At 26.6% G+C, this 13560-nt stretch carries 13 protein-coding genes; 8 read left to right on the forward strand and 5 right to left on the reverse strand.

Annotation, left to right across the window (positions count from 1 at the left end; all coding sequences use genetic code 11):
- Positions 1-3: 3 nt before the first annotated feature.
- Genes mrdA through fliK form a run of 4 tightly spaced genes read right to left on the reverse strand, consistent with a single transcriptional unit; the run spans position 4 to position 4565 of the window.
- A complete protein-coding gene (mrdA, locus tag APAC_RS06380) occupies positions 4-1782 on the reverse strand; it encodes a penicillin-binding protein 2 (protein ID WP_130233318.1) in 1779 nt (592 codons plus the stop codon).
- Entirely contained in the window at positions 1779-2222 is a 444-nt protein-coding gene (locus APAC_RS06385) for a hypothetical protein (RefSeq protein WP_170170129.1), read from the reverse strand. The genes mrdA and APAC_RS06385 overlap by 4 nt, the downstream gene beginning before the upstream one ends.
- A 56-nt stretch (positions 2223-2278) precedes the next feature.
- On the reverse strand, positions 2279-2599 hold the full coding sequence (locus tag APAC_RS06390) for an EscU/YscU/HrcU family type III secretion system export apparatus switch protein (RefSeq protein WP_130233319.1): 321 nt from the start codon (positions 2597-2599) through the stop codon (positions 2279-2281).
- A 1-nt stretch (position 2600) separates the two neighbouring features.
- Entirely contained in the window at positions 2601-4565 is a 1965-nt protein-coding gene (gene fliK / locus APAC_RS06395; protein WP_130233320.1) for a flagellar hook-length control protein FliK, read from the reverse strand.
- 85 nt (positions 4566-4650) lie between these two features.
- Between fliK and fliW the strand changes: the two genes are divergently transcribed.
- The 8 genes from fliW (at position 4651) to ftsZ (ending at position 13150) form a co-directional block, all read left to right on the forward strand.
- A complete protein-coding gene (gene fliW / locus APAC_RS06400; RefSeq protein ID WP_130233321.1) occupies positions 4651-5022 on the forward strand; it encodes a flagellar assembly protein FliW in 372 nt (123 codons plus the stop codon).
- Between the two features lie 49 nt (positions 5023-5071).
- Positions 5072-5965, forward strand: a complete 894-nt coding sequence (locus APAC_RS06405) for a porin family protein (protein ID WP_130233322.1) — start codon at positions 5072-5074, stop codon at positions 5963-5965.
- A gap of 80 nt (positions 5966-6045) precedes the next feature.
- On the forward strand, positions 6046-6396 hold the full coding sequence (arsC, locus tag APAC_RS06410) for an arsenate reductase (glutaredoxin) (protein ID WP_130233323.1): 351 nt from the start codon (positions 6046-6048) through the stop codon (positions 6394-6396).
- Positions 6396-6749: a hypothetical protein gene (locus APAC_RS06415; RefSeq protein ID WP_130233324.1), complete on the forward strand. Its 354-nt coding sequence runs from the start codon at positions 6396-6398 to the stop codon at positions 6747-6749. The genes arsC and APAC_RS06415 overlap by 1 nt, the downstream gene beginning before the upstream one ends.
- On the forward strand, positions 6749-9052 hold the full coding sequence (locus APAC_RS06420) for an AAA family ATPase (protein WP_130233325.1): 2304 nt from the start codon (positions 6749-6751) through the stop codon (positions 9050-9052). The genes APAC_RS06415 and APAC_RS06420 overlap by 1 nt, the downstream gene beginning before the upstream one ends.
- Positions 9053-9125: 73 nt before the next feature.
- Entirely contained in the window at positions 9126-10589 is a 1464-nt protein-coding gene (locus APAC_RS06425; protein WP_130233326.1) for a peptidylprolyl isomerase, read from the forward strand.
- A complete protein-coding gene (gene ftsA, locus APAC_RS06430) occupies positions 10590-11987 on the forward strand; it encodes a cell division protein FtsA (RefSeq protein WP_130233327.1) in 1398 nt (465 codons plus the stop codon).
- Positions 11987-13150: a cell division protein FtsZ gene (gene ftsZ, locus APAC_RS06435; protein ID WP_130233328.1), complete on the forward strand. Its 1164-nt coding sequence runs from the start codon at positions 11987-11989 to the stop codon at positions 13148-13150. Before ftsA ends, ftsZ begins: the two co-directional genes overlap by 1 nt.
- 7 nt (positions 13151-13157) lie before the next feature.
- Here the strand turns inward: ftsZ and APAC_RS06440 are convergent, their stop codons facing one another.
- Positions 13158-13553: a heat shock protein transcriptional repressor HspR gene (locus APAC_RS06440; RefSeq protein WP_130233329.1), complete on the reverse strand. Its 396-nt coding sequence runs from the start codon at positions 13551-13553 to the stop codon at positions 13158-13160.
- Between the last annotated feature and the right edge of the window lie 7 nt (positions 13554-13560).

The raw sequence follows: 13560 nt of genomic DNA on the forward strand, positions 1-13560 counted from the left end.
ATACTATTTAGTATTTTTTATATAGCCCATTTCATATAATTTATTATAGATTTTACTAGTAATTCCACCAGCAGCTTCTCCTCCATGTCCACCATGTTCTACTAAAACAGTAACAACATATTTAGGGTTTTTATAAGGACCATAACTTGTAAGCCATGCGTGAGATCTTTGGAAATATTTTAACTCACTCTCTTTCATTCTTACTTTTTCAGATTGAGGAATAGTTACAACTTGTGCTGTACCTGTTTTAGATGCGATATCTACTTTTGTTTTTATATATCTGTATGCTGTACCTTTTGGATTATGTCCTACATCATACATACCTTGTCTCATCATATTTAAATATTTTTCAGGCACATCTAGTTTTTTTGGCTCTTCATAGGTAGCTTTATAAAAGTGTGGTTTTGGAAGTTTTCCTGTTGCTAAATATGCTGTATATCTTGCCATTTGCATAGGAGTTACTAGCATATTTCCTTGACCAATAGATGTAATAACAGTTTCCCCTACATACCAAGGTTGTTTATATTTTTTTTGTTTCCAATCTTTGTTTGGATTTATTCCAAAAAACTCATTTACTTGATCAACACCAGTTTGTTGTCCAAATCCAAATTTATCCAAAGTAGTAGAGATTTTATCAATACCAACTCTTAAACTACCTTTATAGAAGAAATCATCACAGCTTTCTCTAATAGCTTTTCTAAAATCAACTTTACCATGTCCCCATGTTTTCCAACATCTAAAGTTTCTATTCCCAATTCTAATAGACCCTGAACAATTAACTGTGTAATCTTCTTCAATTCCATTTTCTAAAAATGATAAAGCAACTCCCATTTTAATTACAGACCCAGGAGGATAAAGACCATTTATAAGCTTATTTGTAAAAGGATGATTAAGATCATTTCTCATTTCATTCCACTCTTTTACAGAAATTCCTCTTGCAAAAATATTATTATCAAACTCTGGGAAAGAAGCAGCTGCTAATAGTTCACCATTATGTGTATCCATTACAATAACAGCACCACTTTTATGTTTAAACTCTTTTTGAATATACTCTTGAAGTTCTATATCTAATGATATTTTAATACTATTATCAATTGATGGCTCTTTTTCATCTAAAACTTCAATCTCTTCATTTAGAGCATTTACTTTTACATCTTTGTATCCCATAGTTCCTTGAAGCTTATCATTGTAGTATTTTTCTAAACCATTTTTACCTATTATTCCATTATGCGCAGATATTTCATTATTAACTATATCTATTCTTGAAGCTTTCCCTACATATCCCACAACATGAGATGCAACTTCTTTATATGGATAAAACCGTTTAGTAGATGATTCAACTTTTATCTCATCCCTTGAAGCTAATATTGTATATTTCTTAAAAAAATCTTCATAGGGAATATAATCTATAACTTCTACAAAATCATGATTATATGGTGAATTATTCCTTCTGTATTTTTTTATAAGTTCTTCTTTTTCATACTGAGGAAAATGTTTTACAATTAAATCTATTGCTTCATTTAGTTTTTGTTTATTTTTATATGAATTTAAATGAGGTTTTATAAGAACAGAAAATCCCATTTCATTAATAGCTAATTTTTTGCCATTTCTATCTTCAATTACACCTCTAACAGGTGTTTTGTAAACTCTATTGATGTAGTTGTTTTTAGATAGTTCTTCATAGTAAGTATTAGATTTAACACTTAAAAAATAGACTCTAGAAAGTAGGGTAATTAAAATCACAAAAATTAGTAAAAATATTATATTAAGTCGGTAATTCATATAAATAGTCCAAAAAATATTAAATCAATAAACATATTTATAAGTAATATTAATGAAATTCCATCACTATTTTCAAAGTTTAGTTCCCAAGTTATAAAAACTCCTATATAAAATAAGACTATATGTAAATAGTTATTTAATCTACTAAATGAAACTAATCTTTCTGTTTGGGGAATCACAAATACATACAAAAAGAAAGAGAGTAAAACTAATGAAAATGGCTTTAGTCCAGAGTTGATTTCTACAAATAAAAAAGTAATTATTACAAAAAATAAAGAGTATAGATATCTTTTTTTTAAACAAATATAAAATGCATTAAATAATACCCCTGATAACATAATTAATAAAAAATGAATTGATGAAATTGTATTTACTGTTACAATCAAAATTAATAATATATATAGGAAAATAGGGTTTTCTAGGTTGTTTCGTATCATCATACTTTAGTGCTTTTATTGATTTGAGGGATTATATTATAAAAAGTCTTATATCAATATCAATCTTTATTAAATACTTTATTTTCAATTTTTTTATTGATTTCTTCTTTGTTTTTAGACATTTCATAGATAAATGAAAATATTTCAGCTACTGCTTTGAACATGCTAGGAGGAATCTCTTTATCTATATCTAGTTGCGAAAGTAGTTCTATTAGGTCTTCATCTTTTTTTATAGGAATTTCATTTTCTTGGGCAATTTTTATGATGTTTTTTGCGGTTTCACCTTGTCCTTTTGCAGTAACTACAGGTGCACTATCCCTTTGAATGTCATATTTTAGTGCAACTGCTTTTTGATTATTTAGATTATTTTCATTTGCCATGTTATACCCTAATATTTAAACCTAAATCTAAATCATCATTTAAGTTGGTATTTGAATAAATATTTGTTTTCTGAGTTTTTTTATCTTCTTGTACCTCTTTTAAATCATAAAGTTTTATACTAATAGGAATTAAATCAACACTATTTAAAGCCTGTCTTAATTTAGGAATATTCTCTTTTAATTTATCTTTAAAATGCTCCCTTTGAGCATACATATTTATCTCTATTTTATTATTATCATAAAGTGCTAACATCAAATCTAGTTTTCCATTATCTTTTAATGTTAAATTAATTTGACAATAAAACTTCTCTTCATCACTTTTTTTCATATTTATACTACCATCTTCAAGCATTTCCCAAAAAAATGGAATATAAACATAGTTTGAATTAGAATTAAGTGAATTTAATTGATGCAAATCAATTTGAGTTAGTAATCTTTCAACTTGTTTCATTATCTCTTGCGAATTAGGGTCACTTTTGTTAGCTAATTCTTGAGTTAGTTGTAAAAGTACACTTTTCATATCATTAGTCATTGAAAAATCATTTTTAAGTATATTAGGATTTGTTATAACATCTCTTATAATATTTTCAACTTTTGTGATATTTTTTTGTAAATCATTTTGTAGATTTAAATTTTGAGGATTATCTTGACTTTGAGTTAGACTCTCTTTTAAATTTAAAAGTAAACTATTTAAATTGTTTGCAAAATTACTTAAAAAAGTACCTTGACTTAATGTTTGAAGATTTTGAAGTATAGGATTATTTTGTACCTCTATTTTTGAAAATAGACTTTGTAAATTATCTAGTTTAGAAATTAATTGATTTAAATTTGTTGTATCAACACCTTTAATATTTGATAATTCAGTTTTTAAATTACTTAGTGTTTCAGTAATATTTTGCAAAAGAGTGTTTTTGGGGTCAGTAATATTTTGAAGATTCAAAGCTTTTGTTTCAAGTGTACTAATATTTTCAACAATATTTTTAAGATTTAGTACTAAATTTGAGATATTTTGATTAGTTGTACTAAGTGATTTTAATTCAGTTGAATTTGCAATTGCATTTAAAACTGTTTTAGGCTCAAGAAAATTGCTATTTTGTTTAAATAAATCATTGGTTTTTATCAAATCATCCATTTGTGAAATAAGATTTTTAGAGTTTGATAAATTTGGATTTTGAATAAATTCATTTCTGATTTGATTTAAAAGCTCTTTTGTTTGAGTGTTTAGTTGCTCTTTTGTAGTAGAAATTGGGATATTATTTTGTATTTTAGATTCTATTAGTGATGAATCTTTTATTAAGTTTTGTAATTGATTTGTTAAGTTATTTAAAGTTTGTGTTTCATTTGAACTTAAACTATTTGATAGTGTCTGTAAATTTGTTAATAGGGATTTTAAATTTACTAGTTGTTCATTTGCTTTTAAATTTGGATTTTGAAGATCTGTTAGAAGTTGATTTATTACTTTTGTTTGTGGTGAATCAATATTTTTGATTAAATTTTGTATTTGATTTAAAAGTGTATCTAGTAGTTTTGAGTTTTGTAAGTTACCATTTTGAGCTATTTTAGATTCTAAAAATATTCCAGTTTTAGAGATTTGTTCTTTTAAGTTTGTAGCATCTAAATCTTTGATATCTTTAAATAGATTTTCTATAATTCCTTTAAAGTTCTCTAATTTAGGATTTGAGCTATTTTGCTCTAAGTTTGTAAGTAGATTCGAAATATTTTTATTAAAACTTCCTAACTCTTTAAAAACATTTGAGTTTTTCAATATATTTTCAATATTACTATTATTACTTTTTCCATTTTTTAATTGTTCAAACAGATTTTTTATAACTTCATTTACATTTGCAGATTTATTATTTATCATCTGCTCTAAAGTGTTTGTATCTGCTTGCTTTAATACATCTTTTAAAGCTTTATTATCATTTGGAAGTAAAATATTTAATAGTGAATTATTTAAAACTTGCATAATTAAGATTATAACATAAAAAGATACTTATGAATTATTTAAGTATTTTTATGTAGAATAATTAATCACTTAAAAGGGTTTTTGAATGATATTTGAAGTAGTTGTTCCAATTGATGGATTTGAAGAAGAAAAAGAGTTTAGTTTTGAAAAAGTAGATGATTTCTTTTCTATAATTACCGCACAAGAGTCCCAAAAACAACTAAGACTTATGAATTTTGGTGCTTTAAAAAACTTAGCTATTGAGTTCCCAGAAGATTTCAATACTAAATTAGATATCAAAAACTTAGATGATATTTCAATATTTTATATATTTGTACTACAAACTGAAAATACTCAAAATAGTCTAAATACCTTTTCTCCAATAATCTTAAATCACAAATCAAATAAAATGGGACAAATTCATTTAGATTTAAAAAAATTAGGTTTAGAAAATTTAAATAATATTCTTCTTAATTAACTTTTAGATAAAAAAAGATATTATTCAACATTATTATTTGGAGAATTATATGAAAAAAGCAGTTTTATTAGGTTTATTAACATCATCTTTTTTATTTTCTGATGATTATTTACCTTTGAGTGAATTATCAAAAGATAAACAATATGAATATAATTTTATTACTTTAGGAAATACTGTTATTGATGCTAAAGAGGTAAATACACAATCAACTCCTATTCCTGATGGATATAAAAGTGTTGATAAGATTGTACAAGAAGTACCTAAAGAAGAAAATACAATAATTGCAGAAGAAGTAAAAAAAACAAATGAAATAAAACTTCCAAAACAAAATGATTTGATTTTAAAAGATGAAGTTAAGTTAACTCCTAATAAAGAAGTAGAATTACAAAGAGATGTATTCTTTTCTGCACAATTAACATTTTCTCCAATTACAACAGATTTATCAGGTTCTGGAATGTCACTATCAAGCAAATCTAATACTATTATTCCAGAGGTTAAACTTGATATAAAAGATAGTAGTATTGTTGCAGAATATTTTACAAGTGAAGATGAATTTTCAGTTGTTAATACAGGTGTTATTGATACAAAACTTCAGTGGTTTAAACTTGGATATAGATATAACATTGATGATCTTAGTATAGGTGCTGATATGAATTATGTGACATTAGATGTAAATGAAACTGAAGATTACAATGAATTATATCCATCTTTAGAGCTTGAGTTTAACCATGATATAGAAAATATTGAGTTATCATATGGCGCTGGATATGGTAAAAACAAAAATATAGATTACTCTTATGATTATTTTTTATCTGCTGGAATTAAACCTTATGCTTTAAGTGAAGCATCGTTAGTTGCTGGATATAAAAATAGAACAATCAAAGATTCAGATACAAAATTAGAGTTTAGTGGACCATTTATTGGAGTTAACTCTACATTTTAAAATATTACAAAATGTAATAATTTATTCTATCTAAAAAACTTTTTGATATAATACCTCAAATTTTAAAATGAGGTATTTATATGCAAGATATACAAATATGGCACAACCCAAGATGTTCAAAATCTAGAAATGCTTTAAATTTATTAGAAGAAAAAGGTATTGAACCAAAGGTTGTTAAGTATCTTGAAGAAACTCCATCAAAAGAAGAAATCATAAATGTATTAAAAATGCTAGGAATTAGTGCAAAAGAGCTTTTACGAAAAGGTGAAGATGAATACAAGTCTTTAAATTTAAAAGATGAAACTAATGAAGATAAAGTCATTGAAGCTATGGTTAATCATCCAAAACTTATTGAAAGACCAGTAATTATAAAAGATGGAAAAGCTGTTATTGCAAGACCAATAGAAAATTTAGAAGAACTTTTAAAATAATGCATGAAAAACAACAAAGAATAAGATATATTAGAGTTTTAGATAAATTTTTAACTAGAACTATGTCTTTATTAAAACTTGATAACTTTAATTATGAATTATTCAAAGAGAGAACTTTAAAAAATTATGAAGATCTAAAAAAAGCTGATCCAGTAGAACTTCATTCACCTTATTATTCCCAATTAAAAGATTTTATTGATAAAACATTAATGTATGTTGATAATCACTCAGAAACTTTTGAAACAGAAAGAGCTAATCTTTTAAAAGATGCAAATTTATTGCAAAAAGAGAAAAAGAAAAACTCTTACAGTAAAGATAAACATAAACATAAAAAATTTGATGATGGATATTAATGTCAGATCAAGAGTACAAAAGCTTCAAATTAACAGGCGTTTTAAAAAAAGTATTATATAAAAATGATGAAAATAAATATGTAATCGCAGTTTTAGAGAATAATCAAAAAATCTGTGGAACATATTTTGACACTGATATTGAAAAAATAGTTGGTGAAGAAGTTATTTTAACTGGAAATTGGACAACTCACAAAAAATATGGTGTGCAATTTGAGTTTGATACTTTAGAGTTAAAAGAAGCAGAACTATTTTTCTTTTTAACAAAAATAGTAAAAGGGATAGGACATAAGTTTGCCCATGAACTTTTAGAAAAATATAGTGAAGAAGAACTAATTGATATTTTAAATAATAACCCAAATAAATTATTAGATTTTAAAGGTATTAAAGAGAAGAAATTAGAAAAAATTGTAGCTTCTTGGCAAAAGTTTAAACACTTAAGAGAACTAGGCTCTTTTTTAGCTAAATATGGAGTTACTTCAAACTTAATTACTAAAATTTATTCATCACTTGGTGAAGTTGATAATTTAATAGAAAAAATTAAAGACAATCCATATATTTTAATAAACATAAGAGGAATAGGATTTAAAAAAGCAGATGAAATAGCAAAAGCTTTAGGAATAGACCCTCGAAGTGAATTTAGAATTATGGCTTGTTTAAATTATACTTTAAAAGAGTTTTGTGACAATAATGGAAACTCTTCAATTGATAAATATCATTTATATAAACTTTTAGATGAATCACTTAGATTTAATAATGAAGAAGCACTTTATGAACAAGCTATATCAAAAATGCTTGTTGATGAAGAGCTTTTTGTAACAAGTGAAAATAGATATGCTCTTTCAATGCTTTATTATGCAGAAAAAAATATTTTAGATTTTTTTACTAGAAGGGCAAATGAAAAAAATAGAGTTATAACATCAAACTTTGAAGATTATATTGTAAAAAAAGAGAAAACCTTAGGTTTTGAGTTAAGTGATGAACAAAAAAGTGCAGTTGAACTTATAAATGGTGGAGATAAAACATTATTTTTAATTGGTTATGCAGGAACTGGTAAATCAACTTCAAGTAGGGCAATCTTAGAACTACTTGAAGAAGTTGTATCTTATGATGACATTATGACTATTGCATTAAGTGGTATTGCTAGTCAAAGAATTGCTGATACTACAGGATATAACTCTTCAACAATACAATCATTACTGGTAAAACATAAAGAGAAAGATTTTTTTCCTTATAAAGTGATTTTATTAGATGAAGCTTCTATGGTAAATTCAGTTACTTTTTATCAAATTATCTCAAAAATTGATGATGATACAGTATTTATAATTGTTGGAGATGATGGTCAATTACCTGCTATTGGTGCAGGTAATATTTTAGCTGATTCAATTAAATTTGAATTAGCTCCAATTTGTAAATTAACTAAAATTTATAGACAAAATGAAAATCAAGCAATTGCTGTTATTGCAAATGATATTAGAAAAGGAGAAGTTCCTGAGTACAAAGAAGAGTATGAAGATTTTAAATTTATTGATGTCTCAATTTCAAACTATTATGCACAAAAAAACTCAATAGCACCTACAGAATTTTCTGATATTAGAAGTGAAAATAGTGAGCTTATTTTGAATAATATACTAAATATTTCAGCTGGTTATATTCAAGAATATTATGATTTTATTAAGAAGAAAAATATCTCAAAAGCACTAACTCTTTTTCAAGTAATTACACCTATGAAAGGTGGATTATTAGGAGTTGATAATTTAAATATGCAACTTCAAAAGCTTTTCAATCATACAAAAGGAAAAGCCCATAAAACAAAACTTTATGAGTATAAAATTTCTGATAAAGTTATTCATATAAAAAATGAAAATATGAAAGCTCAAACAATGAGTATGTATAAAAGTGGCTCATCAGACTTCTTAGAAAGACGTGTTTATAATGGTCAATTAGGACTTATTATAAAACTAGATTTTGAAGAAGATAAATGTATTGTTTTATACCCAAATGATGATATGGTAGTATTTTATGACTTTGATGGTTTATCAAATCTACTCTCACTTGCTTACTGTTTAACAATTCATAAAACTCAAGGAATGGAGTATGATAATGCACTAATCCCAATGAGTTTTTCTCACTATATTATGCATAATACTAAACTTTTATATACTGCAATCACAAGGGCTAAAAGTATGTGTTTTATTGTTGGGGAAGATGAAGCTTTTAAAAGTGCATGTAAAAAACTAGAAATAACAATTCGAGAGTCAGTTATAAATGACTTAATGACTAAAGTTAATACTAATATTATTTAATTATAGTTCATTTAACTAAGTTAAAAGCAACTCTTCAGTAATATATCTAAAATTTTTAAGAGGGTAATATTTTATGATAAGCTGGATGCAAAGACACAAAAAGTGGCTAGTAATAACAATTTGGATAAGTACAATAGCATTTGTTGGAGCTGGATTTGTAGGTTGGGGATCTTACGATTATGGAAAACAAGGTGGAGTTGTTGCTGTAGTTGGAGATAGAGAAGTATCTGTTGAAGAGTATCAAGAAGAGTATTCAAGACTATATGACCAATATGCAAGAACATTTGGGTCTATGTTCAATCAAGAAATGGCTGACAAATTAAACTTAAAAGATATTGCATATAACCAAACTATACAAAAGAATTTGATTTTGTCTTACGCAGATTCATTAGGACTTGATGTAACAAATGAAGATATTGCAAAAGAGCTAGTAAAATATAATGCATTTGTAAAAGATGGTAAGTTTGATAAAGATACTTATATCAAAGTTTTAGCACAAAACAGAACTACTCCAGCAAAATTTGAAGATAGTTTAAAAAGAGGTATTTTACTTCAGAAAGTTCAAGCCTTATTTGAAATTCAACCCACAAATATTGAAGTTCAAAATTTAAGTAAAATTTTATTTATTGAAGATGATATTGAATATAAAGTGATTTCATCAAATGAAATTAATGTTGAAATAAATGAAGAAGAGTTGAAAAAATACTGGGAAGAGAATAAAAATAGATATCTATCTGAAGTTTCATACGAATTATTAACAGCAAAAATTCCATTAGAGTCTTCTAATCCTACAGATGAAGATATTCAGTCTCACTATGACAAATTTAAATTAGATTATAAAAAAGAAGATGGAAAAATCAAAAGTTTAGAAGAGGCTAAAACTGAAATTATTAAAGCTTTAGACTCAAAAGCTACTAAAACAAAAGCATTAAAAGAGTATTTAAATTATAAAAAAGGTGATTCTACTTTAGAGACTCAAGTTAGTTTTAAAGAGTCTCAATTACCTTATTCTTCTGAAAATAATACGAAAATTTCACAAGCTAAAGTAGGTGAGTTAATCAAACCTTTCTTAGAAAATGATGAGTATGTAATTGTAAAAGTAACTAAAATTAATGAGCCAAAACCTTTAGAATATGCTGATGCAAAAGCTTTAGCATCAAAAGATTATTCAGCAACATTAAAAGAAGAAAAATTAAATGAATTAGCAAATGAGCAATTAAAAACTTTCCAAGGTACTGTTGCTAAAGGAATAACAAGAGAGTCTTTAGACAAGATTGATTTAGATGAATCAAAATCAGCACAGTTTTTATCACAATTATTTGCATCAACTTCGAAAGAGGGTGTTGTAAAATTTGATGACAGTATTGTTTTATACAGAGTTTTAGACTCAAGACTTGGAAAACATGATGCATCAAAAGATGAATTAGTTAAACAAACTTTAGTACAAATGCAAGACCAAGAATTAATGACTAATTTAATTAAAAGCCTAGAAACTAAATTTGAAATACAATCATCAATTCAGACAAAGGATCAATAATTGAATAATACTTTATTAGCAATTGACATAGGTTCAGCCTTTATTCATGCAGTAATAGCAAAGCATGATTTAGAAAATAATATAAATATTCTAGGTACTGGTACCCAAAAAAGTGCAGGGGTTAATAAAGGTTTAATAGTTGATATTGAAGAGGCTTCAAAAACTATAAAAAATGCTGTTAACCTAGCAAAAAAAAGTACAACAGAACCTGTTGATAATTGTGTAGTTTCAATTTCAGGTAGCTACTCAAAAAGTCTTAGAAGTTCTGGTTCTGTAAATGTACCAAATGGGCTTATAACTGAAACAGAAATTAATCAAGTTATGCAAATGGCTTTATATAATGCAACTATCGTTCCTGAATATGAAGTAGTTCATGTTATTCCAATTTATTTTAAAGTTGATGATTCAGTTGAAGTTGATAATCCTTTAAATATGAATGGTTCAAGACTTGAAGTTTCAGTATTTATTGTAACTGCTAAAAGAACAGCTTTAACAAATATTAAATCTGCACTTAATGTAGCAGGATTTGATATGGTTAAATTTGTTTTAGATGGTTATGCTTCAGCGATTGCAGTTTTAGATGAACAACAAAAAAAGTTTGGTTCAACTGTTATTAATATGGGTGCTACTACAACAGAATTTATCACTTATAAAGCAAACTCTTTAGTTCATAATGGATTTATTCCAGTTGGATCTAATCATATTACTAATGACTTATCAGTTATGCTTCATACACCTCCTGGGGCAGCTGAAAAAATTAAATTAGAGTATGGTTCTATTACAAAAGATTATACTCCAAATAATGAACTTGGAATTACAAAAGTTAAGATCCCAAGAATTGGTGATGAAGATACTACTTCTGAAGTTGCTTTAGATTATATTCAAACAATAATTCATGCAAGAGTTGAAGAGGATTTAGTTTTAGTTAAAAATCAACTAAAGAAAAGTGGTATTTTAGATAATATTGGTTCAGGTATAGTAATTACTGGTGGATTAAGTAACTTAGATGGAATAAAAAAACTTGCAGAAAAAGTTTTTGATGGTATTCCAATTAGTCTTTCTATGCCTAAAAATATCAAAAATGGGTTTATTAATTTTGATGAACCTACATTATCAACTATTATGGGATTATTACAATACTCTCTTGGTACAAATAGAAATTATCAATTAGATTCTAGTAAAAAACTTGTTAAGCCAATAAAAAAAGAGGTTTATAAAGAACAAAAACTAGAAAGTGTTCATATTGGGAATCCAACTCAAGCTGATAAGCAACATTTATCAAATTCTCAAAAAGAAGAGTATCAGATTAAAGATAATTCAACTGTATTAACTCCTTTAAATAAAGAGAAGAAAAAAGGTGTTTCTAGATTTTGGAATAAAGTATCGGAGTGGTTTTAATGGAAGATTTATTTAATGTAGATGATATAAAAGTTGATATGCCAAATAAGGTTTTATCTGATAATGTAGCCAAAATCTCTGTAATTGGAGTTGGTGGTGGTGGTTGTAATATGATTAACCACATGATTAATGAAGGTTCTCATAAAATCGATTTAATCGCTGCTAATACAGATTTACAGGTTTTAAATATTTCAAAGGCACCAAAAAAGATTCAACTTGGAGTTAAACTTACTAAAGGTTTAGGTGCAGGAATGAAGCCAGAAATTGGTAGAGACTCTGCTGTTGAATCATTTGAAGAGATTAAAGGCATTTTAAAAGGTGCTGATATTGTATTTATTGCTGCTGGTCTTGGTGGAGGAACTGGAACTGGGGCTGCTGCTATTATTGCAAAAGCTGCAAAAGAGATTGGAGCTTTAACAGTTTCTGTTGTTACTAAACCATTTACTTGGGAAGGTAAGAAAAGAGCAGGGCTTGCAAACTTAGGATTAGAAGAACTTAAAAAAGTAAGTGATTCAATCATTGTTGTTCCAAATGATAGATTATTAGAGATTATTGATGAAAATGTTGGTATGAAAGATGCCTTTAAAATCATTGATAATATTTTATATCAAGCAGTAAATGGAATGTCTGAAGTTATTTTAAATCCAGGTAATTCAGATATTAATACTGACTTTGCTGATGTTAAAACTATTATGCAGCATAGAGGTATGGCATTAATGGGTATTGGTAGAGCAAAAGGTGAAGAAGCTGCTCAAAGAGCTTTAGAAGATGCTATTGATTCTCCACTACTTGATAAAGTATCACTAAATGGAGCAAAAGGTATTTTAATTCATTTTAATATTCACCCTCAAGTTTCATTATTTGCTATTAATAGTGTTATGGGAACTATTAATGATAGAATGGATTCAAATGCTGAGATTATCTTTGGTACGACTTCAGATAGTACACTTGAAAAAGATGAAGTTAAAATCACTATTGTTGCAACTGGTTTCGAGTCTAAAAATGAAGAGTTTGAACAAGAAGGTGAGGAAAATGAAGAGAAAGCATCAGTTAGAGTTAATGATGAAAATCATTTAGATGTTCCACCTTTAATGAGAGATTATGTTGTACAATACCATATTGTACAAACTCAACAACATGTATCGCCTAAAATAGAAGAATAAAAGAGAATTAACTCTCTTTTTTCTTACTATCAATAATAACCATATCAAAGGAAGTTTTTTTAACTACTAAAGCCTTTGTATCTGGAACTACTGACATATTATTTATCTTTTGAATTTTAGTTTTATAAATTTCTATATGAGTTTCTAGCTCTTTTATTTTATTATTTAATTGTAAGATGATATCAACACCTGCTAGATTTACTCCAAGTTCTCTAGTTAGAGTTAATACATACTTTATATGATCGATATCTTTTTGAGAATATAATCTTATTTTGCCGTTTGTTCGAGAAGGTTTTATTAAACCCTCCCTTTCATATTGTCTTAATGTTTGTGGATGAATATCAAGTATCTCAGCAACTGCAGAGATAAGATATACAGGCTCTTTATAGCTATTCTTTTCCATGATAAAC

The sequence above is a fragment of the Malaciobacter pacificus genome (genome assembly GCF_004214795.1).
In the GTDB taxonomy this organism is placed as follows: Bacteria; Campylobacterota; Campylobacteria; order Campylobacterales; family Arcobacteraceae; genus Malaciobacter_A; species Malaciobacter_A pacificus.

Excerpts from the sequence above, each read along its gene's own strand:
- mrdA (WP_130233318.1), bottom strand. The coding sequence starts at position 1,782 with ATGAATTACCGACTTAATATAATATTTTTACTAATTTTTGTGATTTTA.
- APAC_RS06385 (WP_170170129.1), bottom strand. The coding sequence starts at position 2,222 with ATGATGATACGAAACAACCTAGAAAACCCTATTTTCCTATATATATTA.
- APAC_RS06390 (WP_130233319.1), bottom strand. The coding sequence starts at position 2,599 with ATGGCAAATGAAAATAATCTAAATAATCAAAAAGCAGTTGCACTAAAA.
- fliK (WP_130233320.1), bottom strand. The coding sequence starts at position 4,565 with ATGCAAGTTTTAAATAATTCACTATTAAATATTTTACTTCCAAATGAT.
- fliW (WP_130233321.1), top strand. The coding sequence starts at position 4,651 with ATGATATTTGAAGTAGTTGTTCCAATTGATGGATTTGAAGAAGAAAAA.
- APAC_RS06405 (WP_130233322.1), top strand. The coding sequence starts at position 5,072 with ATGAAAAAAGCAGTTTTATTAGGTTTATTAACATCATCTTTTTTATTT.
- arsC (WP_130233323.1), top strand. The coding sequence starts at position 6,046 with ATGCAAGATATACAAATATGGCACAACCCAAGATGTTCAAAATCTAGA.
- APAC_RS06415 (WP_130233324.1), top strand. The coding sequence starts at position 6,396 with ATGCATGAAAAACAACAAAGAATAAGATATATTAGAGTTTTAGATAAA.
- APAC_RS06420 (WP_130233325.1), top strand. The coding sequence starts at position 6,749 with ATGTCAGATCAAGAGTACAAAAGCTTCAAATTAACAGGCGTTTTAAAA.
- APAC_RS06425 (WP_130233326.1), top strand. The coding sequence starts at position 9,126 with ATGATAAGCTGGATGCAAAGACACAAAAAGTGGCTAGTAATAACAATT.
- ftsZ (WP_130233328.1), top strand. The coding sequence starts at position 11,987 with ATGGAAGATTTATTTAATGTAGATGATATAAAAGTTGATATGCCAAAT.
- APAC_RS06440 (WP_130233329.1), bottom strand. The coding sequence starts at position 13,553 with ATGGAAAAGAATAGCTATAAAGAGCCTGTATATCTTATCTCTGCAGTT.